Annotated in this window: 23 protein-coding genes; 17 read left to right on the forward strand and 6 right to left on the reverse strand. The window is 62.9% G+C overall.

Translation table 11 applies throughout. The annotated features are described in order from the left end of the window. Together lldD and BLQ74_RS14325 are read right to left on the reverse strand one after the other, a co-directional pair. The gene (gene lldD / locus BLQ74_RS14320) at positions 1 to 1,146 is read right to left on the reverse strand and encodes an FMN-dependent L-lactate dehydrogenase LldD (protein WP_090263371.1); all 1,146 of its coding nucleotides are present in this window, start codon (positions 1,144 to 1,146) and stop codon (positions 1 to 3) included. Between the two features lie 84 nt (positions 1,147 to 1,230). Beyond that, the gene (locus tag BLQ74_RS14325) at positions 1,231 to 2,910 is read right to left on the reverse strand and encodes a lactate permease LctP family transporter (RefSeq protein WP_090263250.1); all 1,680 of its coding nucleotides are present in this window, start codon (positions 2,908 to 2,910) and stop codon (positions 1,231 to 1,233) included. 319 nt (positions 2,911 to 3,229) lie between these two features. On the opposite strand from BLQ74_RS14325, the gene BLQ74_RS14330 reads away from it, so the two are divergent. Then, complete coding sequence (locus tag BLQ74_RS14330) at positions 3,230 to 3,994, forward strand: FCD domain-containing protein (RefSeq protein WP_090263251.1); 765 nt, start codon at positions 3,230 to 3,232, stop codon at positions 3,992 to 3,994. Between the two features lie 114 nt (positions 3,995 to 4,108). Here the strand turns inward: BLQ74_RS14330 and smpB are convergent, their stop codons facing one another. Next, complete coding sequence (gene smpB / locus BLQ74_RS14335; RefSeq protein WP_090263252.1) at positions 4,109 to 4,588, reverse strand: SsrA-binding protein SmpB; 480 nt, start codon at positions 4,586 to 4,588, stop codon at positions 4,109 to 4,111. 196 nt (positions 4,589 to 4,784) lie between these two features. Here smpB and BLQ74_RS14340 point away from each other — a divergent pair, with 196 nt between their 5' ends. After that, on the forward strand, positions 4,785 to 5,219 hold the full coding sequence (locus BLQ74_RS14340; protein WP_090263253.1) for a type II toxin-antitoxin system RatA family toxin: 435 nt from the start codon (positions 4,785 to 4,787) through the stop codon (positions 5,217 to 5,219). Further along, the gene (locus tag BLQ74_RS14345) at positions 5,212 to 5,520 is read left to right on the forward strand and encodes an RnfH family protein (RefSeq protein WP_090263254.1); all 309 of its coding nucleotides are present in this window, start codon (positions 5,212 to 5,214) and stop codon (positions 5,518 to 5,520) included. Before BLQ74_RS14340 ends, BLQ74_RS14345 begins: the two co-directional genes overlap by 8 nt. A gap of 67 nt (positions 5,521 to 5,587) precedes the next feature. On the opposite strand, the gene BLQ74_RS14350 is transcribed toward BLQ74_RS14345, so the two are convergent. Further along, positions 5,588 to 6,124, reverse strand: a complete 537-nt coding sequence (locus tag BLQ74_RS14350) for an outer membrane protein assembly factor BamE (protein ID WP_090263255.1) — start codon at positions 6,122 to 6,124, stop codon at positions 5,588 to 5,590. A 96-nt stretch (positions 6,125 to 6,220) separates the two neighbouring features. Here BLQ74_RS14350 and fur point away from each other — a divergent pair, with 96 nt between their 5' ends. Next, on the forward strand, positions 6,221 to 6,625 hold the full coding sequence (gene fur / locus BLQ74_RS14355; protein ID WP_090263256.1) for a ferric iron uptake transcriptional regulator: 405 nt from the start codon (positions 6,221 to 6,223) through the stop codon (positions 6,623 to 6,625). A 102-nt stretch (positions 6,626 to 6,727) separates the two neighbouring features. Here fur and recN read toward each other — a convergent pair whose 3' ends face one another. Beyond that, positions 6,728 to 8,404 carry a DNA repair protein RecN gene (recN, locus tag BLQ74_RS14360; protein ID WP_090263257.1) on the reverse strand — a complete coding sequence of 559 codons (1,677 nt, stop codon included), beginning with the start codon at positions 8,402 to 8,404 and terminating at the stop codon, positions 6,728 to 6,730. A gap of 171 nt (positions 8,405 to 8,575) precedes the next feature. On the opposite strand from recN, the gene grpE reads away from it, so the two are divergent. The 9 genes from grpE (at position 8,576) to BLQ74_RS14405 (ending at position 19,404) form a co-directional block, all read left to right on the forward strand. Next, positions 8,576 to 9,139 carry a nucleotide exchange factor GrpE gene (gene grpE, locus BLQ74_RS14365; RefSeq protein ID WP_090263258.1) on the forward strand — a complete coding sequence of 188 codons (564 nt, stop codon included), beginning with the start codon at positions 8,576 to 8,578 and terminating at the stop codon, positions 9,137 to 9,139. An 89-nt stretch (positions 9,140 to 9,228) separates the two neighbouring features. Then, positions 9,229 to 11,145, forward strand: coding sequence for a molecular chaperone DnaK (gene dnaK, locus BLQ74_RS14370; protein ID WP_090263259.1), 1,917 nt, complete (start codon positions 9,229 to 9,231; stop codon positions 11,143 to 11,145). A gap of 122 nt (positions 11,146 to 11,267) precedes the next feature. Further along, the gene (gene dnaJ / locus BLQ74_RS14375; RefSeq protein WP_090263260.1) at positions 11,268 to 12,401 is read left to right on the forward strand and encodes a molecular chaperone DnaJ; all 1,134 of its coding nucleotides are present in this window, start codon (positions 11,268 to 11,270) and stop codon (positions 12,399 to 12,401) included. 65 nt (positions 12,402 to 12,466) lie between these two features. Continuing rightward, positions 12,467 to 13,273, forward strand: coding sequence for a 4-hydroxy-tetrahydrodipicolinate reductase (dapB, locus tag BLQ74_RS14380; protein WP_090263261.1), 807 nt, complete (start codon positions 12,467 to 12,469; stop codon positions 13,271 to 13,273). A gap of 188 nt (positions 13,274 to 13,461) precedes the next feature. Next, complete coding sequence (carA, locus tag BLQ74_RS14385) at positions 13,462 to 14,598, forward strand: glutamine-hydrolyzing carbamoyl-phosphate synthase small subunit (protein ID WP_090263262.1); 1,137 nt, start codon at positions 13,462 to 13,464, stop codon at positions 14,596 to 14,598. A gap of 26 nt (positions 14,599 to 14,624) precedes the next feature. Further along, positions 14,625 to 15,275 (forward strand): leucine efflux protein LeuE, encoded by a 651-nt coding sequence (leuE, locus tag BLQ74_RS14390; RefSeq protein ID WP_090263373.1) that lies wholly within the window; start codon positions 14,625 to 14,627, stop codon positions 15,273 to 15,275. A 19-nt stretch (positions 15,276 to 15,294) separates the two neighbouring features. Then, complete coding sequence (carB, locus tag BLQ74_RS14395; protein WP_090263263.1) at positions 15,295 to 18,516, forward strand: carbamoyl-phosphate synthase large subunit; 3,222 nt, start codon at positions 15,295 to 15,297, stop codon at positions 18,514 to 18,516. Next, a complete protein-coding gene (gene greA, locus BLQ74_RS14400; protein ID WP_090263264.1) occupies positions 18,513 to 18,989 on the forward strand; it encodes a transcription elongation factor GreA in 477 nt (158 codons plus the stop codon). Before carB ends, greA begins: the two co-directional genes overlap by 4 nt. 1 nt (position 18,990) lies before the next feature. Continuing rightward, on the forward strand, positions 18,991 to 19,404 hold the full coding sequence (locus tag BLQ74_RS14405) for a DUF4149 domain-containing protein (protein WP_244507197.1): 414 nt from the start codon (positions 18,991 to 18,993) through the stop codon (positions 19,402 to 19,404). A 77-nt stretch (positions 19,405 to 19,481) separates the two neighbouring features. Here the strand turns inward: BLQ74_RS14405 and BLQ74_RS14410 are convergent, their stop codons facing one another. Further along, complete coding sequence (locus BLQ74_RS14410) at positions 19,482 to 19,796, reverse strand: YhbY family RNA-binding protein (protein ID WP_090263266.1); 315 nt, start codon at positions 19,794 to 19,796, stop codon at positions 19,482 to 19,484. 78 nt (positions 19,797 to 19,874) lie between these two features. On the opposite strand from BLQ74_RS14410, the gene rlmE reads away from it, so the two are divergent. The 4 genes from rlmE (at position 19,875) to glmM (ending at position 24,833) form a co-directional block, all read left to right on the forward strand. Continuing rightward, complete coding sequence (rlmE, locus tag BLQ74_RS14415; protein ID WP_090263267.1) at positions 19,875 to 20,498, forward strand: 23S rRNA (uridine(2552)-2'-O)-methyltransferase RlmE; 624 nt, start codon at positions 19,875 to 19,877, stop codon at positions 20,496 to 20,498. 199 nt (positions 20,499 to 20,697) lie between these two features. Next, the gene (ftsH, locus tag BLQ74_RS14420) at positions 20,698 to 22,617 is read left to right on the forward strand and encodes an ATP-dependent zinc metalloprotease FtsH (protein WP_090263268.1); all 1,920 of its coding nucleotides are present in this window, start codon (positions 20,698 to 20,700) and stop codon (positions 22,615 to 22,617) included. Positions 22,618 to 22,626: 9 nt separating this feature from the next. Next, on the forward strand, positions 22,627 to 23,496 hold the full coding sequence (folP, locus tag BLQ74_RS14425) for a dihydropteroate synthase (protein WP_090263269.1): 870 nt from the start codon (positions 22,627 to 22,629) through the stop codon (positions 23,494 to 23,496). After that, positions 23,493 to 24,833: a phosphoglucosamine mutase gene (glmM, locus tag BLQ74_RS14430; protein WP_090263270.1), complete on the forward strand. Its 1,341-nt coding sequence runs from the start codon at positions 23,493 to 23,495 to the stop codon at positions 24,831 to 24,833. Before folP ends, glmM begins: the two co-directional genes overlap by 4 nt. The last annotated feature ends 13 nt before the right edge of the window (positions 24,834 to 24,846 follow it).

Genomic DNA, 24,846 nt, shown 5'->3' on the forward strand with positions numbered 1-24,846 from the left:
TCAGCGACCCAGCTCGCGAACCAGCGAATCGGCGCTGATTTCGCTGATGGACTTGGCGCCGGTCAGCACCATGGCCACGCGCATTTCCTTCTCGATCAGCTCCAGCAGGTTGCGCACGCCGGCTTCGCCGTCCACCGCCAGGGCATAAAGGAAGGCACGGCCGAGCAGCACGCTGTCGGCGCCGAGGGCGATCATGCGCACCACGTCCAGGCCGGTGCGGATGCCGGAGTCGGCAAGGATAGCCAACTCGCCCTTCACCGCGTCGGCGATCGCCGGCAGCGCGCGGGCGCTGGACAGCACGCCGTCGAGCTGGCGGCCGCCGTGGTTGGAGACGACGATGCCGTCGGCGCCGAACTTGACCGCGTCCTTGGCATCTTCCGGGTCGAGGATGCCCTTGATCACCATCGGGCCCTGCCAGAAGTCACGAATCCACTCCAGGTCCTTCCAGGAAATCGACGGATCGAAGTTGGCGCCCAGCCAGCCGATGTAGTCGGCCAGGCCGGTGGGGTTGCCGCGGTATTTGGAAATGTTGCCGAGGTCGTGCGGGCGGCCGAGCAGACCGACGTCCAACGCCCAGGCCGGATGAGTGACGGCCTGCCACATGCGGCGCATGGGCGCGTTCGGGCCACTCATGCCGGAGTGCGCGTCACGGTAGCGGGCGCCGGGCACCGGCATGTCGACGGTGAACACCAGGGTGGTCACGCCGGCGGCCTTGGCGCGCTCCAGGGCGTTGCGCATGAAGCCGCGGTCCTTGAGCACGTAGAGCTGGAACCACATGGGACGGTCGATGGCCGGTGCGACTTCCTCGATCGGGCACACCGATACCGTCGACATCGTGAAGGGGATGCCCTTGGCCGCTGCCGCGCGGGCGGCCTGGACTTCGCCACGGCGCGCGTACATGCCGGTCAGGCCCACCGGAGCGAGCGCCACGGGCATCGCCAGGGTCTCGTTGAACAGGCGGGTTTCCAGGCTCAGTTCGGACATGTTCTTCAACACGCGCTGGCGCAGCGCGACACCGGCCAGATCTTCGACGTTGCGGCGCAGCGTGTGCTCGGCGTAGGCGCCGCCGTCGGCGTAGTGGAAGAGGAAGGGCGGCAGCTTGCGTTGGGCTGCGGCGCGGTAGTCGGTCGAGGCAGAGATGATCATGGAGAAGCGCACCGAATGAAGGTAACGGCGGGGTGGAGGCGAATCCGCCCGGACGCCGCGCTGACGGAGTCCGGGCGGCGTGGCTTAGTGCACCAGCATGCCCGTGAAGACGTAGGCCTGGGCCAGGGTGATCAGGCCGATCACGCTGGCGAACAGCAGGCTGTGCTTCAGCGTGAAGCGGAACAGATCGGATTCCTTGCCGACCATGCCAGTCGCGGCGCAGGCCACGGCGATGGACTGCGGCGAGATCATCTTGCCGGTCACGCCGCCGGTGGTGTTGGCGGCGACCAGCAGGGTGTCGTTGACCCCGATCTGGTGAGCGGTGGTGCCCTGCAGGGAGCCGAACAGCGCGTTCGACGAAGTGTCCGAACCGGTCAGGAACACGCCCAGCCAGCCAAGGAACGGCGAGAAGAACGGGAAGGCCGCGCCGGTGCCGGCGAGGACCAGCGCCAGGGTGGTCGACATGCCGGAGAAGTTGGTGACGAAGGCGAAGGCCAGCACCATGCCGATGGAAAGAATCGGCCACTTCAGTTCCAGCAGGGTTTCCTTGAAAGTGGTCAGACCAATTTTCGCACCGATGCGCAGGATGCCCATCGAGACGATCGCCGCGATCAGGATCGCGGTGCCGGTGGCGGACAGTGGGTCGAACTTGAACACCGCGGCGATCGGCGTGGCGCTGGCGGCGATGGGCGCGCCCTTGATCACCAGTTGGTCCAGGCCCGGGATCGGCAGGTTGAAGACCAGGCTGTAGAGGGCGCCGCCCGGCAGGAACATGGCCTTGAACGGCTTCAGGGTCCAGATGGTGACCAGGATGGTGAGGATCAGGAACGGCGACCAGGCCTTGATGATCTCGCCGCCGCTGTAGGGCGAGGGTTCGGCGCGTGGTGCGCGTCCGCCGCTGCCGGCCACGGCGGCGCCGCCGGAGACACCGACCACCTCGGCGGCGCTGGCGGGTTGCCAGATCTTGAGGAACAGGGTCAGGGAGACCAGCGAGATCAGCGCGGAGGTGATGTCCGGCAGTTCCGGGCCGATGAAATTGGAGGTGAAGTACTGGCTGACGGCGAAGCTGCCGCCGGCGACCAGCGCGGCCGGCCAGGTTTCCTTCACGCCTTTCAGGCCGTCCATCATGAACACCAGCCAGAAGGGCACCAGCAGCGACAGCAGCGGCAGTTGGCGACCGGCCATGGCGCCGATCTTGAAAGCGTCGATGCCGGATACCTGGCCGGCGACGATGATCGGGATGCCCAGGGCGCCGAACGCCACCGGGGCGGTGTTGGCGATCAGGCACATGCCGGCGGCATACAGCGGGTTGAAACCGAGGCCGACGAGCAGGGCGGCGGTGATCGCCACCGGCGCGCCGAAGCCGGCCGCGCCTTCGAGGAAGGCGCCGAAGGAGAAGCCGATCAGCAGCACCTGCAGGCGCTGGTCGGAGGTGATCGACAGGACCGAGCTGCGAATCACCTCGAACTGGCCGCTCTTCACCGTCAGCTTATAGAGGAAGACCGCGGCGACGATGATCCAGGCGATCGGCCAGAGTCCGTAGAGGAAGCCGTAGACCGCGGCGGCCAGGGCCTTGTCGACAGGCATGCCGTAGGCGGCGATGGCGATGACGATGGATAGCGCCAGGGTGATGGTGCCAGCGATGTGGCCCTTCAGGCGGAAGACGGCGAGCGCGAGGAAGAAGAAGACGATCGGTATCACGGCGACCAGCGCGGACAGTCCGAGACTGCCGAGCGGGGTGTAGATCTGCTGCCAGGTATGCATGCTGGTTAGGCTCCTAATTGTTTTTGGTTTGGAGTCGTGCGCCGTGTCGTGGGATTTCCGTTGCGCGCCCGGCGCGAGGGAAAATTAGGCGGACCACTTGTCTCGGCAATATCCTTCATAAATTGGTAATACCAATTTACAAATGACGATGCTCAGGGTAAAAGCATGCCCGCTGGGCTGTCAATTTGTGCTGCTACAACTTTTGTCGCTCTGGCGGTTGGCGGCGTTATCAGGCTTGTTGTCACTGGTATGGCTGGTTAGGCTGCCGCCCCTTGCGCAATCGCGGGTGTTGGCGAGACGTCTGAAGAGGTAAGAAAAGATGGGCTTCAATCAGGTGCGGCAGCGCCGCTTGTCGGACGACATTGTCGAGCGTCTGGAGGCGATGATTCTCGAAGGCACCTTGAAAGCTGGCGAACGCTTGCCGGCCGAGCGCGTGCTGGCCGAGCAATTCGGTGTATCGCGGCCCTCTTTGCGCGAGGCGATTCAGAAGCTGGTCGCCAAGGGCTTGCTGGTCAGTCGCCAGGGCGGTGGCAACTATATCGCCGAGGCGCTCGGCTCGACCTTCAGCGATCCCTTGCTGCATCTGCTGGAGAGCAACCCGGAGGCGCAGCGCGATCTGCTGGAGTTCCGTCACACGCTGGAAGGCTCATGCGCCTACTACGCCGCGCAGCGTGCCACCGAGGTCGATCACCAGCGCCTGGCCAGTGCGTTCGAAACGCTGCAGGCGTGCTATCAGCGCAACGACAAGGTCAGTGACGAGGAGGGGGCCGCCGATGCCAGCTTCCACCTGGCGATCGCCGAGGCCAGTCACAACACGGTGCTACTGCACACCATTCGCGGTCTCTTCGATCTGCTCAAGCACAACGTGGTGACCAATATCGGTGGCATGTACGCTCAGCGCGAGGAAACCCGCGAAGAGCTGATGCGCCAGCATCGCGAATTGTACGAGGCGATCATGCAGGGGCGGGCGGAAGAGGCCAGGGCGATTTCCCATCGGCACATCCTGTATGTCCAGGAGGTGCTGGAAGAAGCCCAGGATGAGGCGCGACGCTTGCAGCGCGCACAGCGGCGGCTGGGCGTCTAGGGCGGAGCCGGTTGGTTGAGGGGCTGGGATCGCCTGGATGGGCGATCCCCATCGAGGCGCCTGGTCGGCGCTTGATGGGGTGCGTGGCCCGGTGTGCTCCGAGCCGAAGCGGTTTCAGTCGTCCTTGCCGTGACGAATGGCGCGCTGGATCTCGCGATTGGAGTCGCGTTCCTTCTCGGTGTCGCGCTTGTCGTATTCCTTCTTGCCCTTGGCCAAGGCGATCTCGCACTTGATCAGGTGCTTCTTCCAGTACATCGACAGCGCGACGCAGGCGTAGCCTTTCTGCTGCACGGCGCCGAACAGCTTGCCCAGTTCGCGCTTGTGCAGCAGCAGCTTGCGCGTGCGCACCGGATCGGCGATGACGTGGGTGCTGGCGGTGGTCAGCGGCGTGATGTGGCTGCCCAGCAGCCAGGCTTCGCCGTCCTTGAGCAGGACGTAGCTGTCGACCAGTTGGGCCTTGCCGGCGCGCAGGCTCTTGACCTCCCAGCCGGCCAGGGCGATGCCCGCCTCGAAGCGTTGCTCGATGAAGTAGTCGTGCAGAGCTTTCTTGTTCTGCGCGATGGTCCCCGCAGGGTGTTTCTTCTGTTTAGCCATAGGTCGCGCATTATAGGGAGTCGCTCGTCGCGCCGCTATCGGGGCGTTGCGCCGCAGGCGTTTTCCCGAATGGCTGAGGAGGCGAGCTTGAGGGGGCGTGGCTAATCTCGGAGAATGCGCGCTGTTTTTGCGCAGACGGATACCCGATCGGCATTGGCGAGCAGGGCATCCCACTATTGAAGAAAGCGAGACCCTTATGAGCACGCATATCCAGCGTTCGGCGCTGCTGCCGTATCCCGCCAGAGCGCTGTACGACCTGGTCAACGATGTGGCGCGCTACCCGGAGTTCCTGCCGTGGTGCTCGGCCAGCAAGGTGCTGGAGGCGAGCGAAACGGCGATGCGCGCGGAGTTGAGCGTTGCCAAGGGTAATCTGGCGCAGCATTTCAGTACGCGCAATGTGCTGGTGCCGGGTCAGAGCATCGAGATGAACCTGGAAGAGGGGCCGTTCACCGAGTTGCATGGCGTCTGGACCTTCAAGGCGCTGGGCGACAAGGCCTGCAAGATCACCCTCGACCTGACCTTCGACTATGCCGGTGCGCTGGTCAGGGCGACCCTGGGGCCGCTGTTCACTCAGGCGGCCAACACCATGGTCGATGCATTCTGCCAGAGGGCCAAGCAGCTCTATGGCTGAGCCGCGCAGCATCGCCGTCGAGGTGGTCTGTGCGCTACCCGAGCGCCAGCGCCTGATCCGCCTGAGCGTCCCCTGCGGCACGCGAATGCGCAAGGCGGTGGTGTTGTCGGGTATTGCCGCGGCCTTCCCCGAATTGGATGTGCTCAACTGTCCGCTGGGCATCTTCGGCAAGGCCGTCGCTGCGCCGGAGTCCCGCGCGCTGGAGGAGGGTGATCGGGTGGAAATCTACCGTCCGCTGATTGCCGATCCCAAGGAAGTGCGCAAACAGCGTGCGGCGCGTGCCAGGGCGGCCAAGGGCTGAGCGGAGACGGCGGAAACGAAAAAGCCCGGTATCGACCGGGCTTTTTTCATGCTGCTGGCGCTGCCTGTTACTGCGGGCTCTTTTCCAGCGGTTCCGGGGTTGGCACCGGTACCGTCTTGATCTGGTCGACTTCGCGCTGCAGTTGCTCTTCCACGGAGCCTGGCTTGGCCGGTTGCTCCTTGGGTTGCTCGGGCTTCTGCTGTTGCGTCTGGCTCGATGTGCTGGCGGGGCCGGCCTCTTTGCCGAGGATTGCCTCGTCGCGGCTCACGCCCGGGCGGAAGTCGCCGTTCAGGCCGATCAGTTGATCGTTGGCGTTGAACATCAGGCTGACGCGTTCCTGCTGGCGTTGGCCACCGCCCGGCTGAATGCTGTAGAGGTAGTCCCAGCGATTCGGGTGGAAGGTGTCGACAATCAGCGGGTTGCCCATGATAAACCGCACTTGGCGTCGGGTCATTCCCGGCTTCAACTGGTCTATCATGTCCTGCGTTACGACGTTGCCCTGCTGGATGTCGATCTTGTATACCCCCGGGAAAGAGCAACCGGCGAGTGCGGCTAGTCCCATCGCGAAAGCGAGACTGGTCAGCATGAGCTTGGCGTTTTGCATCGGGGTGTGACTTCCACTATCTTGGCTGGGCGATGAAACCCCGATCATACCTGCATTGAGGGATGCTGCGAAGCATCCTGCGCCGAGAAAGCACACATGGTTGAAAATAACGAACTGCGCAAAGTCGGTCTGAAAGTCACGCTGCCGCGCGTCAAGATCCTGCAGATGCTCGATTCCGCCGAGCAGCGGCACATGAGCGCAGAGGATGTTTACAAGGCGCTGATGGAGGCTGGCGAGGATGTTGGTCTGGCCACTGTGTATCGCGTGCTGACCCAGTTCGAGGCCGCTGGCCTGGTGGTTCGTCACAACTTCGATGGTGGTCATGCCGTGTTCGAGCTGGCCGACGGCGGTCACCACGACCACATGGTCTGCGTGGATACCGGCGAGGTCATCGAGTTCATGGATTCGGAGATCGAGAAGCGCCAGCGGGAGATCGTCAAGGAGCGCGGCTTCGAGTTGGTGGATCACAACCTGGTGCTCTACGTTCGCAAGAAGAAGTAAGCGCTTTCTTATTTAGCAAAACGGCGACCCAAGGGTCGCCGTTTTCATGTGTGCCGGCATCCAGTGCGTTCCGCGCGATGCCGTTTGTGCGTCGCTCGATGGTCAGCTCTGCACGGCGCTATCCACCATCTTGCGTGCGTGCGCCAGGGACTCCTTGGTCAGGTCGACGCCACCCAGCATGCGGGCGATTTCTTCGATGCGTTCGGCCTTCTTCAGGTTGGAAACCGCGGTGCGGGTTTCGCTGCTGCCGCGTTCCTTGTGCACGAACAGGTGCTGGTGGCCCTGGGCGGCGACCTGTGGCAGGTGGGTGACGGTGAGTACCTGACCGCCAGCGCCCAGGCGGCGCAGCAGTTGCCCGACCACTTCGGCGGTGGGGCCGCCGATGCCGACGTCGACTTCGTCGAAGACCAGGGTGGGCGTGCGCGAGGTTTGTGCGGTGATCACCTGGATCGCCAGGCTGATGCGCGACAGCTCGCCGCCGGAGGCAACCTTGGCCAGGGCTTTCATGGGTTGCCCGGGGTTGGCGCTGACCAGGAACTCCAGGTTTTCCAGTCCGTTGGCCTGTGGGTCCTCCTGGGTGATCTCGCTCAACTCGATGGCGAAGCGTCCGCCGGGCATGCCCAGGCGTTGCATCTCGGCTTCCACGGCGCTGGCCAGTTGGGGGGCGGCCTGGCGGCGCAGTGCGCTCAGTTCCGCGGCTTTTTCCTGGTAGTGGCGGGCGTAGGCGGCCAGCTCTTCGCCGAGGCGTTCGACGGCTTCGTCGTCGGCGTTCAGGGCCTCCAGCTCTTCCAGCAGACGTTGCTGGAGTTCGAGCAGCTCCTGAGGTTGGACGCGGTGTTTGCGCGCCAGGCTGTAGATGCTGTCCAGGCGCTCCTCCAGTTGCTGCAGGCGATTGGGGTCCGCGTCGAAGTTGTCGACGAAGCGGTTCAGTTCGCCGACCGCTTCTTCTACCTGGATTTGTGCGCTGGAGAGCAGGTTGACCGCTTCGCTCAGGGCGGCCGGCTGGCTCTGGAAGCTGGTCAGCCGGTGCAGGCTGGCGGTCAGTACCGAGAGGACGTTGCCGGCATCGCTCTCGCTGCACATGTCCACCACCTGGCGGCAGGCGCCGATCAGGCTTCCCGCGTTGCTCAGGGTCTTGTGCTCCTGCTCCAGGTTTTCCAGCTCGTTGTCGCCCAGCGCCAGGTTCTCCAACTCATCCAACTGGTAGCTGAGCAGTTGGTGGCGGGCGCGTTGTTCCTCGCCGCTGCGCGACAGGCGATCGAGTTCCTGGCGGGTCTGCTTCCAGCGCTGGGCGGCGAGATGCACCTGGCGCGCCAGTTCCTGGCTGCCGGCGAACTCATCGAGCAGGCGGCGATGGGTGTCAGCCTTGAGCAGGGATTGGTGTTCGTGCTGGCTGTGGATATCGATGAGCAGTTCGCCGAGGCTCTTCAGGTCGCCGAGCGGGCAGGGGCTGCCGTTGATGTAGCCGCGCGAGCGCCCTTCGGCGGTGATCACGCGGCGCAGGATGCACGGGCCGTCCTGTTCCAGGTCGCGCTCGGCGAGCCAGTCGCGCGCCTCGGCGATGGCGCTGACGTCGAAACTGGCGAGGATGTCCGCCTTGTCCGCGCCGGGCCGCACCACGCCGCTGTCGGCGCGGTCGCCCAGGGCCAGGCCGAGGGCGTCGAGCATGATCGACTTACCTGCGCCGGTCTCGCCGGTGATCACGGTCATGCCGGCGGCGAGCTCCAGATCGAGGTGTTCGACGATGGCGTAGTTGTGCACGGACAGGTGAACCAGCATGGTTGGTGGCTCCAGTGAAAGATCTGTTTATTTATACAGTATTTTTTCCGCCTGGCAATTCTCCGCCCTTCCCCCTTGAAGCGACGCAATTGCGCCCCATATAGACGGCAGAGCCGCGAGCCTTCTGGTTCGCTTTGTTTTCAAAGGCTTATTTCTTTTTAGGAGAGTGGCATGTCTGACGAGCAACAGACTCAGGATTCGCACCTGAACGAGCAGCCGGAACAGGTTGCCGGCGACGACCTGAACGCCCGCGTGCTGGAGCTGGAAGAGCAGCTCGCCGCGGCCAAAGACCAGAGCCTGCGCGCCGTCGCTGAACTGCAGAATGTGCGCCGCCGCGCCGAGCAGGATGTCGAGAAGGCCCACAAGTTCGCCCTGGAGAAATTCTCCGGCGACCTGCTGCCGGTGGTCGATACCCTGGAGCGCGCCCTGGAACTGTCCAGTCCGGACGATGAGGCGATCAAGCCGATGCGCGAAGGCATCGAGCTGACCCTGAAAATGTTCCATGACACCCTGAAGCGCTACAACCTGGAACCGGTCGATCCGCACGGCGAGCCGTTCAATCCCGAGCACCACCAGGCGATGGCGATGCAGGAAAGTGCGCATCTGGAGCCTGGCAGCGTGGTCAAGGTGTTCCAGAAGGGCTATCTGCTGCACGGTCGCCTGCTGCGTCCGGCGATGGTCGTGGTCAGCAAGGCGCCTGAACAAACTCCGCCTTCGATCGACGAGAAGGCTTGAAATCCACCACCCGGTCCCCATCTGGGTAATCAACCGAGCACAAGGTCCGCAGCGGGATCAGCACGGAATCTAATTTCTGGAGAGTGAATATGGGCAAAATCATTGGTATCGACCTGGGGACCACCAACTCCTGTGTGTCCATCCTGGAGAACGGTAACGTCAAGGTCATCGAGAACGCCGAAGGCGCTCGTACCACCCCGTCGATCATCGGTTACGCCAACGACGGCGAAATCCTGGTCGGTCAGCCGGCCAAGCGCCAGGCAGTGACCAACCCGAAGAACACTCTGTACGCGGTGAAGCGCCTGATCGGTCGTCGCTTCGAAGAAGACGTCGTACAGAAAGACATCAAGATGGTGCCGTACAACATCGTCAAGGCCGACAACGGTGACGCCTGGGTCGAGGCCAAGGGCCAGAAGATGGCGCCGCCGCAGGTCTCCGCCGAAGTCCTGAAGAAGATGAAGAAGACCGCCGAGGATTACCTGGGCGAGCCGGTCACCGAGGCGGTCATCACCGTTCCGGCCTACTTCAACGACAGTCAGCGTCAGGCCACCAAGGACGCCGGTCGCATCGCCGGTCTGGACGTCAAGCGCATCATCAACGAGCCGACCGCAGCCGCGCTGGCCTATGGCCTGGACAAGGCCAAGGGTGACCACACCATCATCGTTTACGACCTGGGTGGCGGTACGTTCGACGTGTCGGTGATCGAGATCGCTGAAGTCGACGGCGAGCACCAGTTCGAAGTGCTGGCGACCAACGGTGATACCTTCCTCGGTGGTGAGGACTTCGACCTGCGCCTGATCGACTACCTCGTCGACGAGTTCAAGAAAGAGTCCGGCATCGACCTGAAGGGCGACCCGCTGGCCATGCAGCGTCTGAAAGAGGCTGCCGAGAAAGCCAAGATCGAGCTGTCCTCGACCCAGCAGACCGACGTCAACCTGCCGTACATCACCGCTGATGCCAGCGGCCCGAAACACCTGAACGTCAAGGTGTCCCGCGCCAAGCTGGAGTCCCTGGTTGAAGACCTGGTCACCCGTACCATCGAGCCGTGCCGCGTGGCGCTGAAAGATGCCGGTCTGGACGTGTCGAAGATCGATGAAGTGATCCTCGTCGGTGGTCAGACCCGTATGCCGCTGGTGCAGAAGACCGTTGCCGAGTTCTTCGGCAAGGAAGCGCGCAAGGACGTCAACCCGGACGAAGCCGTGGCCATGGGTGCTGCCATCCAGGGCGCCGTGCTGGCCGGTGACGTGAAGGACGTGCTGCTGCTCGACGTCACTCCGCTGACCCTGGGTATCGAAACCCTGGGTGGCGTGATGACCGCGCTGATCGACAAGAACACCACCATTCCGACCAAGAAGTCGCAGGTGTTCTCCACTGCCGATGACAATCAGGGCGCCGTGACCATTCACGTGCTGCAGGGCGAGCGCAAGCAAGCCGCGCAGAACAAGTCGCTGGGCAAATTCGACCTGGCCGACATTCCGCCGGCCCCGCGCGGTGTGCCGCAGATCGAAGTGACCTTCGATATCGATGCCAACGGTATCCTGCACGTGTCCGCCAAGGACAAGGCCACCGGCAAGCAGCAGTCCATCGTGATCAAGGCGTCCTCCGGCCTGTCCGAAGACGAGATCCAGCAGATGGTCCGCGATGCCGAGGCGAATGCCGAGGAAGACCGTAAGTTCGAAGAGCTGGCGGCTGCGCGCAACCAGGGCGATGCGCTGGTCCATGCGACCCGCAAGATGGTCACCGAGGCTGGCGACAAGGCCACCGCGGAAGAGAAAGCGGCCATCGAGAAGGCCCTGGGCGAGCTGGAAGTCGCGGTGAAAGGCGATGACAAGGCTGAGATCGAAGCGAAGATGAACGCGCTGTCCCAGGCGACCACTCCGTTGGCTCAGAAGATGTACGCCGAGCAGCCGCAGCCGGGCGCCGAGGCTCACGCCGAGAACGCCGAGCACAAGGCTGGCGACGACGTCGTCGATGCCGAGTTCGAAGAGGTCAAGGAGAACAAGTAAGCCGCGTGCTTGCTTCCGCTCCGGCGCACCGACCAGCGTGTCGGTGCGTGTGAACCGTCACGCGGGGGCTTGCTCCCGCGTCGACGTGTCTGGGGGAGAGGTTTTCAAGGTGCAGGAAAGTTATGGCCAAGCGTGATTTTTATGAGGTGCTGGGTGTCGAGCGTGGCGCTAGCGAAGCGGACCTGAAAAAGGCCTATCGCCGGCTGGCCATGAAGCACCACCCGGACCGCAATCCCGGCGACAAGGAGGCCGAGGAGAAATTCAAGGAGGCCAACGAGGCTTACGAGATCCTGTCCGACGCCAGCAAGCGTGCGGCCTACGATCAGTACGGCCACGCCGGCGTCGATCCGCAGATGGGTGGTGGTGCGGGCGCTGGCTTCGGCGGCGCGAGCTTCTCGGACATCTTCGGTGACGTCTTCAGCGACTTCTTCGGTGGCGGCGGACGTGGCGGCAGTGGTCGCGGCGGCCCGCAGCGCGGTGCCGACCTGCGCTACACCCTGGATCTGGATCTGGAAGACGCGGTTCGCGGCACGACCGTGACCATTCGCGTGCCGACCCTGGTCGCGTGCAAGACCTGCAGCGGCAGCGGTGCCAAGCCCGGTACGTCGCCGGTGACCTGTACCACCTGTGGTGGTATCGGCCAGGTGCGCATGCAGCAAGGTTTCTTCTCGGTGCAGCAGACCTGCCCGCGCTGCCATGGCAACGGCAAGATGATCAGCGATCCGTGTGGCAGTTGCCACGGCCAGGGGCGTGTGGAAGAGCACAAGACCCTGTCGGTGAAGGTGCCGGCGGGCGTCGACACCGGTGATCGTATTCGCCTGACCGGCGAGGGCGAGGCGGGAGCGCATGGCGGTCCGGCGGGCGACCTCTATGTGGTGGTCAATGTTCGCGAGCACTCGATCTTCCAGCGCGACGGCAAGCATCTCTACTGCGAGGTGCCGATCAGCTTCGCCGATGCCGCGCTGGGCGGTGAGCTGGAAGTGCCGACCCTGGATGGGCGGGTCAAGCTGAAGATCCCCGAGGGCACCCAGACCGGCAAGTTGTTCCGCCTGCGCGGCAAGGGCGTTGCGCCCGTGCGCGGTGGTGGGGCTGGCGATTTGATGTGCCGTGTGGTGGTGGAAACCCCGGTGAACCTGGACAAGCGCCAGCGCGAGCTGCTCGAAGAGTTCCGTGGCAGCCTTCAGGGCGACACCTCCCATTCGCCCAAGGCCAGTGGCTGGTTCGAGGGCATGAAGCGCTTCTTCGACGACCTATGATTATGGCCCGGCGGCAGGCGGACCTTTCGCCTGCCGCCTGAGGCGTGCAGCTTGGAGCTGACTGTATGCGACGTATAGCCGTTATGGGCGCCGCCGGGCGCATGGGCAAGACTTTGATCGAGGCGGTCCAGCAGACGGGTGGAAGCGCTGGCCTGACTGCCGCCATCGATCGTCCGGACAGTACGCTGGTCGGCGCTGATGCTGGCGAGCTGGCGGGTCTTGGCCGCATCGGCGTTCCGCTGTCCGGGGACTTGGCCAAGGTGGTGGATGAGTTCGATGTCTTGATCGATTTCACCCATCCTTCGGTGACCCTGAAGAATCTGGACGTCTGCCGCAAGGCGGGCAAGGCCATGGTCATCGGCACCACGGGCTTCTCGGCCGAGGAGAAGGTGCTGCTGGCCGACGCGGCCAAGGAAATTCCGATCGTCTTCGCCGCCAATTTTAGCGTGGGCGTGAATCTCTGCCTGAAGCTGCTGGATACCGCTGCGCGGGTCCTCGGCGACGAGGTGGATATCGAGATCGTCGAGGCGCATCACCGGCACAAGGTCGACGCACCGTCCGGCACCGCGCTGCGCATGGGCGAGGTGGTGGCCAATGCCCTGGGGCGTGACCTGGAAAAGGTGGCGGTCTATGGTCGCGAAGGTCAGACCGGTGCTCGTGCTCGTGAGACAATCGGCTTCGCCACCGTGCGTGCCGGCGATGTGGTCGGTGATCACACCGTGCTCTTCGCTGCCGAGGGCGAGCGGGTGGAGATCACCCACAAGGCCTCCAGTCGCATGACGTTCGCCCGCGGTGCGGTGCGCGCCGCGCTGTGGCTGGAAGGGCAGACGAATGGCCTGTTCGACATGCAGGATGTGCTCGGTCTGCGCTGAGCGGTATGGCCGCGCGTCGTGCAAAAGGTGGACCATGATGTCGCCTTTCTGTAAACTACAGCTTTAGTGTGTCCACTAAAAGCAGCGCAGCATGAACCATATAAAAAGCGGGATGACCTCTTCAGATGTCATCCCGCTTTTTTACAACCTGCGTACGCCCAGCCAGGCTTGATTTACGGGAGGTCTTCTTGACTAAGCCAGCCATACTTGCACTTGCCGACGGCAGCATTTTTCGCGGTGAAGCCATCGGTGCCGACGGTCAGACCGTCGGCGAGGTGGTGTTCAACACCGCCATGACCGGCTACCAGGAAATCCTTACCGATCCGTCCTATGCCCAACAGATCGTCACCCTGACCTATCCGCACATCGGCAACACCGGGACCACTCCGGAAGACGCCGAATCGAACAAGGTCTGGGCCGCCGGCCTGATCATCCGCGACCTGCCGCTGCTGGCCAGCAGTTGGCGCGACAAGCAGTCTCTGCCGGATTACCTGAAAGAAAACGGTACCGTCGCCATCGCGGGTATCGACACCCGCCGCCTGACCCGCATCCTGCGCGAAAAAGGTTCGCAGAACGGCTGCATACTGGTTGGCGACGACGCCACCGAGGAAAAGGCTCTGGAACTCGCCCGTGGCTTCCCTGGCCTGAAAGGCATGGACCTGGCCAAGGTGGTTTCCTGCACGGAGCGCTACGAGTGGCGCTCCAGCGTGTGGAACCTGGTAACCGACAGCCACCCGGAGATCGCTGCGGCCGACCTGCCGTATCACGTGGTGGCCTACGACTTCGGCGTCAAGCTGAATATCCTGCGCATGCTGGTTGCCCGTGGCTGCCGCCTGACCGTTGTGCCGGCGCAGACGCCGGCCAGTGAAGTCCTGGCGCTGAATCCGGATGGCATCTTCCTCTCCAACGGCCCTGGCGACCCCGAGCCGTGCGATTACGCCATCCAGGCGATTCGCGAGTTCCTCGAGACCGAGATTCCGGTATTCGGCATCTGCCTCGGCCACCAATTGCTGGCCCTGGCCTCCGGCGCCAAGACCCTGAAAATGGGCCATGGCCACCACGGTGCCAACCACCCGGTGCAGGATCTGGATAGCGGCGTGGTGATGATCACCAGTCAGAACCATGGCTTCGCCGTGGACGAGAACACCCTGCCGGGTAATCTGCGTGCGACCCACAAGTCGCTGTTCGATGGCACCCTGCAGGGCATCGAGCGCACCGACAAGGTCGCCTTCAGCTTCCAGGGACACCCGGAAGCCAGCCCGGGCCCGCACGACGTTGCGCCGCTGTTCGACCGCTTCATCGCGGCGATGGCCGAGCGTCGCTGAGGCCGGAGGAGAGATTAGCGAAGATGATGCCGATCCTGGGGATCACCGACCTCTGGACCTACGTTCTGGGTACCCTGTTCATCGTCCTGCTGCCGGGGCCGAACTCGCTGTTCGTGCTCGCTACCGCGGCGCAGCGCGGTGTGGCGGGGGGCTACCGGGCGGCCAGTGCGGTGTTCCTCGGTGATGCGTTGCTGATGCTGCTGTCGGCCCTCGGGATCGCGTCGTTGCTCAAGGCTGAGCCGATGCTGTTCCTCGGCCTCAAGTACGTTGGTGCCGCGTACCTGTTCTACCTGGGTGTCGGCATGCTCCGTGGTGGCTGGCGGACGTTGCGCAGCCCCGTGGCGGATGCCGCTCCGGTGAAGGAAGTGGACGTCGCCCAGCCGTTCCGCAAGGCGCTGCTGCTGAGCCTGTCCAATCCCAAGGCGATCCTCTTCTTCGTTTCCTTCTTCATTCAGTTCGTCGACCCGGGATACGCCTACCCCGGTGTGTCGTTCCTGGTGCTGGGAACGATCCTCGAGATCATCAGCGCCCTTTACTTGAGCTTCCTGATTTTTTCCGGTGTGCGCCTGGCGGCCTGGTTCCGCCGGCGCCAGCGCCTGGCCGCCGGCGCCTCGAGCGGTGTCGGCGCCCTGTTCGTCGGCTTTGGCGTGAAGCTGGCCAGCGCAACCCTTTCCTGAATATTGCAACGAGAGTCCCATGCCCAAGCGTACAGACATCAAGAGCATCCTGATCCTCGGTGCCGGCCCCATCGTCATCGGCCAGGCCTGCGAGTTCGACTACTCCGGCGCACAGGCCTGCAAGGCCCTGAAGGAAGAAGGCTTCCGCGTCATCCTGGTGAACTCCAACCCGGCCACCATCATGACCGACCCGTCCATGGCCGACGCCACCTACATCGAACCGATCAAATGGCAGACCGTGGCCAAGATCATCGAGAAGGAGCGTCCTGACGCGCTGCTGCCGACCATGGGTGGCCAGACCGCGCTGAACTGCGCCCTGGACCTCGAACGCCATGGCGTGCTGGAGAAGTTCGGCGTGGAAATGATCGGCGCCAACGCCGACACCATCGACAAGGCCGAAGATCGCTCGCGCTTCGACAAAGCCATGAAATCCATCGGCCTGGCCTGCCCGCGCTCGGGTATCGCCCACAGCATGGAAGAGGCCTACGGCGTCCTCGAGCAGGTCGGCTTCCCCTGCATCATCCGCCCGTCCTTCACCATGGGTGGCACCGGTGGCGGGATCGCCTACAACCGCGAAGAGTTCGAAGAAATCTGCGCCCGTGGTCTGGACCTGTCGCCGACCAACGAGCTGCTGATCGACGAATCCCTGATCGGCTGGAAGGAATACGAGATGGAGGTTGTCCGCGACAAGAAGGACAACTGCATCATCGTCTGCTCCATCGAGAACTTCGATCCGATGGGCGTGCACACCGGCGACTCCATCACCGTCGCGCCGGCACAGACCCTGACCGACAAGGAATACCAGATCATGCGCAACGCCTCGCTGGCGGTGCTGCGTGAGATCGGCGTGGAAACCGGTGGCTCCAACGTGCAGTTCGGCATCTGCCCGAACACCGGGCGCATGGTGGTGATCGAGATGAACCCGCGTGTGTCGCGTTCCTCGGCGCTGGCCTCCAAGGCCACCGGCTTCCCGATCGCCAAGATCGCCGCCAAGCTGGCGGTCGGCTACACCCTCGACGAGCTGCAGAACGACATCACTGGCGGCCGTACTCCGGCGTCCTTCGAGCCGGCGATCGACTATGTCGTCACCAAGATTCCGCGCTTCGCCTTCGAGAAGTTCCCCAAGGCCGACGCCCGCCTGACCACCCAGATGAAATCCGTGGGCGAAGTCATGGCCATCGGCCGTACCTTCCAGGAGTCGGTGCAGAAAGCCCTGCGTGGCCTGGAAGTCGGCGCCACCGGTTTCGATCCCAAGCTGGATCTGAGCAACCCGGATGCCGCCAGCATCCTCAAGCGCGAACTGACCGTGCCCAGCGCTGATCGTATCTGGTACGTGGCCGATGCCTTCCGCGCCGGCAAGACCATCGCCGAGGTCTTCGACCTGACCCGTATCGACGAGTGGTTCCTGGTGCAGATCGAGGACCTGGTCAAGGAAGAGGAGCGGGTGAAAACCCTCGGCCTGTCCGCCATCGATCACGCCCTGATGTACAAGCTCAAGCGCAAGGGCTTCTCCGATGCGCGCCTGGCTAAGCTGCTCGGTGTCACCGAGAAGAACCTGCGCAGCCACCGGCAAAAGCTGAAAGTGCTGCCGGTGTACAAGCGCGTGGACACCTGCGCCGCCGAATTCGCCACCGATACCGCCTACATGTACTCGACCTATGAGGAAGAGTGCGAGGCCAACCCGACCGGTCGTGACAAGATCATGATCCTCGGTGGCGGGCCGAACCGTATCGGCCAGGGCATCGAGTTCGACTACTGCTGCGTACACGCGGCACTGGCGATGCGCGAAGACGGCTACGAGACCATCATGGTCAACTGCAACCCGGAAACCGTCTCCACTGACTACGACACCTCCGACCGCCTGTACTTCGAGCCGGTGACCCTGGAAGATGTGCTGGAAATCGTTCGTGTCGAGCAGCCCAAGGGGGTCATCGTGCAGTACGGCGGTCAGACTCCGCTGAAACTGTGCCGCGCCCTGGAAGAGGCCGGCGTGCCGATCATCGGCACCAGCCCGGACGCCATCGACCGCGCCGAAGACCGCGAGCGCTTCCAGCAGATGGTTCAGCGCCTGAACCTGCGCCAGCCGGCCAACGCCACCGCGCGCAGCGAAGACGAGGCCCTGGCTGCCTCGAAGACCATCGGCTACCCGCTGGTCGTGCGCCCGTCCTACGTGCTGGGCGGCCGTGCGATGGAAATCGTCTATCAGGAAGACGAACTCAAGCGCTACATGCGCGAAGCGGTCCAGGTGTCCAATGACAGCCCGGTGCTGCTCGACCACTTCCTCAACTGCGCCATCGAAGTCGATATCGATGCGGTGTGCGACGGGGAGACCGTGGTGATCGGCGCGATCATGCAGCACATCGAGCAGGCCGGCGTTCACTCCGGTGACTCCGCGTGCTCGCTGCCGCCGTACTCGCTGCCGGTGCACATCCAGAACGAGATTCGCGAGCAGGTCAAGAAAATGGCCCTGGAGCTCGGTGTGGTCGGCCTGATGAACGTGCAGATGGCCGTTCAGGGCGAAGACATCTTCGTCATCGAGGTCAACCCGCGCGCCTCGCGTACCGTGCCCTTCGTTTCCAAGTGCATCGGCGAGTCGCTGGCCAAGGTTGCCGCCCGCGTCATGGCTGGCAAGAGCCTCAAGGAAATCGGCTTCACCAAGGAAATCATTCCGCCGTTCTTCAGCGTCAAGGAAGCGGTGTTCCCGTTCGCCAAGTTCCCGGGCGTCGACCCGATTCTCGGCCCAGAAATGAAATCCACCGGTGAAGTCATGGGTGTCGGCGACAGCTTCGCCGAGGCCTTCGCCAAGGCCCAACTGGGCGCCAGCGAGATTCTGCCGAACGCTGGTTGCGCGTTCATCAGTGTGCGCGACGATGACAAACCGTTCGTCGAGCAGGTCGCCCGCGACCTGGTCGGCCTCGGTTTCGAGGTTGTCGCCACCGCTGGCACCGCGCGCGTGATCGAGGCCGCCGGCCTGCCGGTGCGTCGCGTCAACAAGGTGACCGAGGGCCGTCCACACGTGGTGGACATGATCAAGAATGACGAGGTCACTCTGATCATCAACACCACCGAAGGCCGCCAGGCGGTTGCCGACTCTTACTCCATCCGTCGTAACGCCCTGCAGCACAAGATCTGCTGCACCACCACCATCGCGGGTGGTCAGGCGATCTGCGAGGCGCTCAAGTTCGGTCCCGAGAAGACCGTTCGCCGGCTGCAGGATCTCCATGCAGGAATCAACGCATGAGCAAATTCCCGATGACCGTCCAGGGCGCTCGCGCCCTGGAAGAAGAACTGAAGCACCTGAAGACCGTTCTGCGCCCGCAGATCACCCAGGCCATCGCCGAGGCGCGTGAGCTGGGTGACCTCAAGGAGAACGCCGAATACCATGCCGCCCGCGAGCAGCAAGGGATGTCGGAAGCGCGGATCCGCGATATCGAAGCCAAGCTGTCCAATGCGCAGATCATCGACGTCACCACTATCCCGCATACGGGCAAGGTGATCTTCGGTACCACCGTGGATATCGCCAACATCGATACCGACGAGACGGTGACCTACCAGATCGTCGGCGATGACGAGGCGGACATCAAACGCGGCAAGATTTCGGTCAACTCGCCCATCGCTCGTGCGCTGATCGGCAAGACCGAAGGTGATTCGGTGCTGGTGAAGACGCCGGGTGGCGACGTCGAGTACGAGATCGTTGAAGTCCGCCACAGCTGACTTGCGTCCTTTCAAGGCGGCCACGGCCGGTTGGCTGCTGGCCCAGACATTCTGGGTCGGTGGCCTCTGGCTATTGCGCTTCGTACTGTTGCCGGCGCTGCAGCAGATAGGTCTGGCGCCATTGCTGGTGCAGTCGGTGGCGGACGCTTTGAGCCCCTTGCTGGTTGGGTTCGCGGGCGTTTGCGCGCTGTTGCAGGGAGTGGTGCTGGTGGCGGAAAGAGGCGTTTCCAGCCTCTGGCGCGACCTGCGCGGCCAACTGCTGTTGACGGTACTGGCATTCGTGCTGAGTTATCTGTCGGTCAGCCGGATGGCGCCGGATGCGCAGCGTTGGTTGTTGTTCAACTACCTGGTTCTTGCGCTTTGCGGTGTGCTGCTGGTGCTGCAGCCAGTGCCGGGAAGGGATGGGCGAAACTGAGGGAGCCTCGCAGGGGCGTCTCTTGGATGGCGCTGAGGGACCGCCGGGCGCCAGGGCGCCCGGCCCGTCCTACACTGTCACAGGCCGCTGTAGCGGCTGATATTCGACAGGTTGCGGTTCGGCTTGGGATTGCGGCGATAGACCAGAGCCATCTTGCCGATGACTTGGATCAGCTCGCAACTGCCGTTCTGGCACAGCTCGTCGATCAGCGCGCGACGGTCGTCGCGTTCGGTGATGCGGAACTGCACCTTGATCAGTTCATGATCATTGAGCGCGCGCTCAAGCTCGGCCATGACACCCTCGGTAAGACCGTTCTCTGCAACGATCAACACGGGTTTCAGATGGTGGCCGATAGATTTGAACTGTTTCTTCTGCTCCTGAGTGAGCGCCATAATCAGACCCCTGGGAAAAAAGGCGGATATCTTACCCGAGTTTCGGTTATACCGGGTGCCGCTCAGACGAGGTAATACGTGGCCCGTTCCAAGACTAGCCATCGCTGGCTGAAAGAACATTTCGACGATCCTTACGTGAAGATGGCGCAGCGCGACGGTTATCGCTCGCGCGCCAGCTACAAATTGCTGGAAATCCAGGAAAAGGATCGCATCTTGCGTCCGGGGATGACGGTGGTTGACCTGGGTGCCGCTCCAGGCGGCTGGTCTCAGGTCACCAGTCGGGTGATCGGCGACAAGGGCCGGCTGGTCGCATCGGACATCCTGCCGATGGATAGCATTCCGGATGTCACCTTCATCCAGGGCGACTTCACCGATGACGCAGTCTTTGCACAGTTGCTCGAAGCCATCGGGGAAAATCCGGTAGACCTTGTGATTTCCGATATGGCCCCCAATATGAGTGGTCTGAGTGCCGTGGATATGCCGCGGGCCATGTACCTGTGCGAATTGGCGCTGGACCTGGCGGGGCGTGTGCTGCGCCCGGGTGGCGACTTCCTGATCAAGATCTTCCAGGGCGAGGGGTTCGATACCTACCTGAAGAGCGTGCGGGAGAACTTCGACAAGGTGCAGATGCGCAAACCGTTGTCTTCCCGTGACAGATCCCGTGAGCAGTATCTGCTCGCGCGTGGCTTTCGCGGCGCCTAGACTGCGACGAATGGTCCGGTTGTCTGTCTACAGCACGCAAGTAGGGCTTGTGCCGGTTCGTGCCGGAGTTCATAAAGGGTTACAGACGGCTCCTGTCCAGGCTGGGGTTGTGTAGTAATTTTGGCCGGAAGGAGTCTGGCCGTCGTGCGAAGCGGTTTCCAGGGCGGAGCCGGCTTCAGAGGGTAGTCAATTGAACGACATGGCAAAGAACCTGATCCTGTGGTTGATCATCGCAGCGGTGCTGGTCACCGTGATGAACAACTTCTCCAGTCCGAGCGATCCGCAGACGCTGAACTACTCGGACTTCATCCAGCAGGTGAAGGAAGGCAAGGTCGAGCGGGTGACCGTCGACGGCTACGTCATCACTGGCAAGCGCCAGGACGGTGACACCTTCAAGACCATCCGCCCGGCGATCCAGGACAACGGCCTGATCGGCGATCTGGTCAACAACAACGTGGTCATCGAGGGCAAGCAGCCTGAGCAGCAGAGCATCTGGACTCAGTTGCTGGTCGCCAGCTTCCCGATCTTAGTGATCATCGCTGTCTTCATGTTCTTCATGCGCCAGATGCAGGGCGGCGGCGGTGGTCGCGGCGGTCCGATGAGTTTCGGCAAGAGCAAGGCGCGCCTGCTATCCGAGGATCAGGTCAAGACTACCTTTGCCGACGTCGCCGGTTGTGACGAGGCCAAGGAAGAAGTCAGCGAACTGGTGGAGTTCCTTCGTGATCCCGGCAAGTTCCAGCGCCTGGGTGGCCGTATTCCGCGCGGTGTGCTGATGGTCGGTCCGCCCGGGACCGGTAAGACCTTGCTGGCCAAGGCGATCGCTGGCGAAGCAAAAGTGCCGTTCTTCACCATTTCCGGTTCCGACTTCGTCGAAATGTTCGTGGGCGTGGGCGCTTCCCGGGTTCGCGACATGTTCGATCAGGCGAAGAAGCACGCACCCTGCATCATCTTCATCGATGAGATCGACGCCGTCGGTCGCCATCGTGGCGCTGGCCTGGGTGGCGGTCACGACGAGCGCGAACAGACCCTCAACCAGTTGCTGGTGGAGATGGACGGCTTCGAGATGAATGACGGCATCATCGTCATCGCCGCGACCAACCGTCCGGACGTGCTCGACCCGGCGCTGCTGCGTCCTGGCCGTTTCGACCGCCAGGTCGTGGTCGGTCTGCCGGATATCCGTGGTCGCGAGCAGATCCTCAAGGTGCATATGCGCAAGGTTCCGCTAGGCGATCACGTCGATCCGGCGGTGATCGCTCGCGGTACCCCGGGTTTCTCCGGTGCCGATCTGGCCAACCTGGTCAACGAGGCCTCGCTGTTCGCCGCTCGCGCCAACAAGCGCATCGTCGATATGCGTGAGTTCGAGCTGGCCAAGGACAAGATCATGATGGGCGCCGAGCGCAAGACCATGGTCATGTCCGAGAAAGAGAAGAAGAACACCGCCTTCCACGAGGCCGGCCACGCTATCGTCGGTCGTTTGGTTCCGGAGCATGACCCGGTTTACAAAGTCTCCATCATTCCGCGCGGCCGTGCCTTGGGCGTGACCATGTTCCTTCCCGAGGAAGATCGTTACAGCCTGTCCAAGCGTGCTTTGGAGAGCCAGATTTGCTCGCTGTTCGGCGGTCGTATCGCCGAAGAGATGACGCTCGGTTTCGAGGGTGTGACGACGGGCGCGTCCAACGACATCATGCGTGCTACCCAGTTGGCGCGAAACATGGTGACCAAGTGGGGGCTGTCCGAAAAGCTCGGTCCGCTGATGTATGCGGAAGAGGAAGGAGAGGTGTTCCTCGGGCGTAGCGCTGGCAGCCAGCATGCCAATGTTTCTGGTGAGACCGCCAAGTTGATCGACCAAGAGGTGCGCCGCATCATCGATGACTGCTATGGCACCGCCAAGCGTCTGCTGGAAGAAAACCGCGACAAGCTCGATATGATGGCCGATGCATTGATGAAGTACGAAACCATCGATGCGGATCAGATCGATGACATCATGACCGGGCGCGAGCCCCGCGAGCCGCGCGATTGGCAGGGTGGTGGCACGGGTTCTTCGGGGTCTGCCACGCCCAGTCGTGATGATGGCGGGCGCAAGGAAAATCCCATCGGTGGCCCCGCCGGCGAGCACTGAGAGCATTCAATGAGTTTCGAGCTGTACCCAACCCGGTTGCCTTGCGGCAACCGGGTTCTTGATTTAAAGCGTACCCATGTCATGGGGATTCTTAACGTCACCCCGGATTCGTTTTCCGATGGAGGGTGCTTCAATCAGTTGGATCAAGCGTTGCGGCATGCGGCCGAGATGGTTGCGGCTGGGGCTACGCTGATTGACGTTGGCGGCGAGTCCACCCGTCCGGGGGCGCGCTTGGTGTCGCCGACCGAGGAGTTGGAGCGTGTTGCGCCAGTCGTCGAAGCGATCTCCCGTGAGCTGGATGTGGTGATTTCGGTCGACACCTCTACGCCTGCGGTGATGCGAGAGACTGCGCGCCTCGGTGCGGGGCTGATCAACGATGTCCGCTCGTTGCAGCGTGATGGTGCTCTGGATGCGGCCGTCGACAGCGGTCTGCCGGTCTGTCTGATGCACATGCGCGGTGAGCCAGGCAACATGCAGGATGACCCGCGCTACCCAGACATAGTCGCTGAGGTGCGTGAATTTCTTGCTGGGCGCATCAGCGCTTGCGCGTCCGCGGGCATTCCGCGAGAGCGTCTGGTACTGGATCCGGGTTTTGGATTCGCCAAGACCCAGGTGCATAACCTGGTGCTTTTCCAGCGCATGGAGCAGTTGTTGGAACTGGGCTGCCCGTTACTGGTCGGAGTGTCGCGCAAGAGCATGATCGGTCGTGCGCTCGGGCGTGAAGTGGGCGAACGCTTATATGGCAGTCTGGCCCTGGCGGCGTTGGCCGTGGCAAAAGGCGCGCGCATCATTCGAGTGCACGACGTGGTCGAGACGGTGGACGTGGTCCGCATGATCGATGCGGTGGAACAAGCTAAGGAAGAAGGTCTACAGGCATGAGCAGGAAATACTTCGGCACCGATGGCATTCGTGGTCGGGTCGGCACGCCGCCGATCACTCCGGATTTCGTGCTCAAGCTGGGCTGGGCGGTGGGCATGGCCTTCCGTCAGCAGGGAAAATGCCGTGTACTGGTTGGCAAGGACACGCGGATTTCCGGCTACATGTTCGAATCAGCGCTCGAGGCTGGCCTTTCCGCTGCCGGCGCTGACGTGATGCTTTTGGGGCCCATGCCGACACCGGGTATCGCCTACCTCACCCGCACCTTCCATGCTGAGGCCGGCATTGTCATCAGTGCTTCGCACAATCCGCATGACGACAACGGCATCAAGTTCTTCTCCGGGCAAGGTACCAAGCTGCCCGATGAGGTCGAGATGATCATCGAGGAACTGATCGATACGCCGATGACGGTGGTCGACTCGGCTCGCCTCGGTAAGGTTTCGCGGATCAACGATGCCGCGGGCCGCTATATCGAATTCTGCAAGAGCAGCGTACCCACCAGCACGGACTTTGCGGGTCTAAAGCTGGTCCTGGATTGCGCCCATGGCGCGACCTACAAAGTGGCTCCCAGCGTATTCCGCGAGCTTGGTGCGCAGGTATCCGTGCAAGGTGTGCAGCCCAATGGCCTGAACATCAACGAAAACTGCGGTTCCACCCACATGGCCTCTTTGCAGGCGGCGGTCATTGCCGAGCAGGCCGACATCGGCATTGCCTTCGATGGCGATGGCGACCGGGTGATGATGGTCGACCATACCGGCGCAATTGTGGATGGTGACGAGATTCTTTTCCTGATCGCGCGTGACATGCTGGATCGGGGGCGCTTGCAGGGTGGGGTGGTTGGCACGCTGATGAGCAATCTGGGGCTGGAGCTGGCACTGGCTGATCTGCACATCCCGTTCGTGCGGGCCAAGGTAGGTGATCGCTATGTCATGGCCGAGCTGTTGGCGCGCAACTGGCATTTGGGTGGGGAGAATTCCGGACACGTGGTTTGTGGTCAGCACACCACTACTGGCGATGCGATCATTGCCGCGCTGCAGGTGCTGATGGCCTTGAAAACTCGCGGCCAGACTCTGGCCGAGGCGCGCCAGGGTCTGCGCAAGTGCCCACAGGTGCTGATCAACGTGCGCTACCAGCGCGGTGATCTGGACCCCATCGAGCATCCGGCGGTCAAGGAAGCCTGCGCGCGAGTCACGGAGAGCATGGCTGGTCGCGGTCGAGTGTTGCTGCGCAAATCCGGCACCGAGCCCCTGGTGCGGGTGATGGTGGAGGGGGATGACGAGAAACAGGTGCGCGCCTACGCCGAACAGTTGGCGAACGTGGTGACTGAGGTATGTGCTTGATTTCGCTTGCCAG

This window comes from Pseudomonas panipatensis, assembly GCF_900099785.1.
Taxonomy (GTDB): domain Bacteria; phylum Pseudomonadota; class Gammaproteobacteria; order Pseudomonadales; family Pseudomonadaceae; genus Pseudomonas; species Pseudomonas panipatensis.

Coding starts and splice junctions, on each gene's coding strand:
- lldD (WP_090263371.1), bottom strand. CDS start 1,146: ATGATCATCTCTGCCTCGACCGACTACCGCGCCGCAGCCCAACGCAAG.
- BLQ74_RS14325 (WP_090263250.1), bottom strand. CDS start 2,910: ATGCATACCTGGCAGCAGATCTACACCCCGCTCGGCAGTCTCGGACTG.
- BLQ74_RS14330 (WP_090263251.1), top strand. CDS start 3,230: ATGGGCTTCAATCAGGTGCGGCAGCGCCGCTTGTCGGACGACATTGTC.
- smpB (WP_090263252.1), bottom strand. CDS start 4,588: ATGGCTAAACAGAAGAAACACCCTGCGGGGACCATCGCGCAGAACAAG.
- BLQ74_RS14340 (WP_090263253.1), top strand. CDS start 4,785: ATGAGCACGCATATCCAGCGTTCGGCGCTGCTGCCGTATCCCGCCAGA.
- BLQ74_RS14345 (WP_090263254.1), top strand. CDS start 5,212: ATGGCTGAGCCGCGCAGCATCGCCGTCGAGGTGGTCTGTGCGCTACCC.
- BLQ74_RS14350 (WP_090263255.1), bottom strand. CDS start 6,124: ATGCAAAACGCCAAGCTCATGCTGACCAGTCTCGCTTTCGCGATGGGA.
- fur (WP_090263256.1), top strand. CDS start 6,221: ATGGTTGAAAATAACGAACTGCGCAAAGTCGGTCTGAAAGTCACGCTG.
- recN (WP_090263257.1), bottom strand. CDS start 8,404: ATGCTGGTTCACCTGTCCGTGCACAACTACGCCATCGTCGAACACCTC.
- grpE (WP_090263258.1), top strand. CDS start 8,576: ATGTCTGACGAGCAACAGACTCAGGATTCGCACCTGAACGAGCAGCCG.
- dnaK (WP_090263259.1), top strand. CDS start 9,229: ATGGGCAAAATCATTGGTATCGACCTGGGGACCACCAACTCCTGTGTG.
- dnaJ (WP_090263260.1), top strand. CDS start 11,268: ATGGCCAAGCGTGATTTTTATGAGGTGCTGGGTGTCGAGCGTGGCGCT.
- dapB (WP_090263261.1), top strand. CDS start 12,467: ATGCGACGTATAGCCGTTATGGGCGCCGCCGGGCGCATGGGCAAGACT.
- leuE (WP_090263373.1), top strand. CDS start 14,625: ATGCCGATCCTGGGGATCACCGACCTCTGGACCTACGTTCTGGGTACC.
- carB (WP_090263263.1), top strand. CDS start 15,295: ATGCCCAAGCGTACAGACATCAAGAGCATCCTGATCCTCGGTGCCGGC.
- greA (WP_090263264.1), top strand. CDS start 18,513: ATGAGCAAATTCCCGATGACCGTCCAGGGCGCTCGCGCCCTGGAAGAA.
- BLQ74_RS14410 (WP_090263266.1), bottom strand. CDS start 19,796: ATGGCGCTCACTCAGGAGCAGAAGAAACAGTTCAAATCTATCGGCCAC.
- ftsH (WP_090263268.1), top strand. CDS start 20,698: ATGGCAAAGAACCTGATCCTGTGGTTGATCATCGCAGCGGTGCTGGTC.
- folP (WP_090263269.1), top strand. CDS start 22,627: ATGAGTTTCGAGCTGTACCCAACCCGGTTGCCTTGCGGCAACCGGGTT.
- glmM (WP_090263270.1), top strand. CDS start 23,493: ATGAGCAGGAAATACTTCGGCACCGATGGCATTCGTGGTCGGGTCGGC.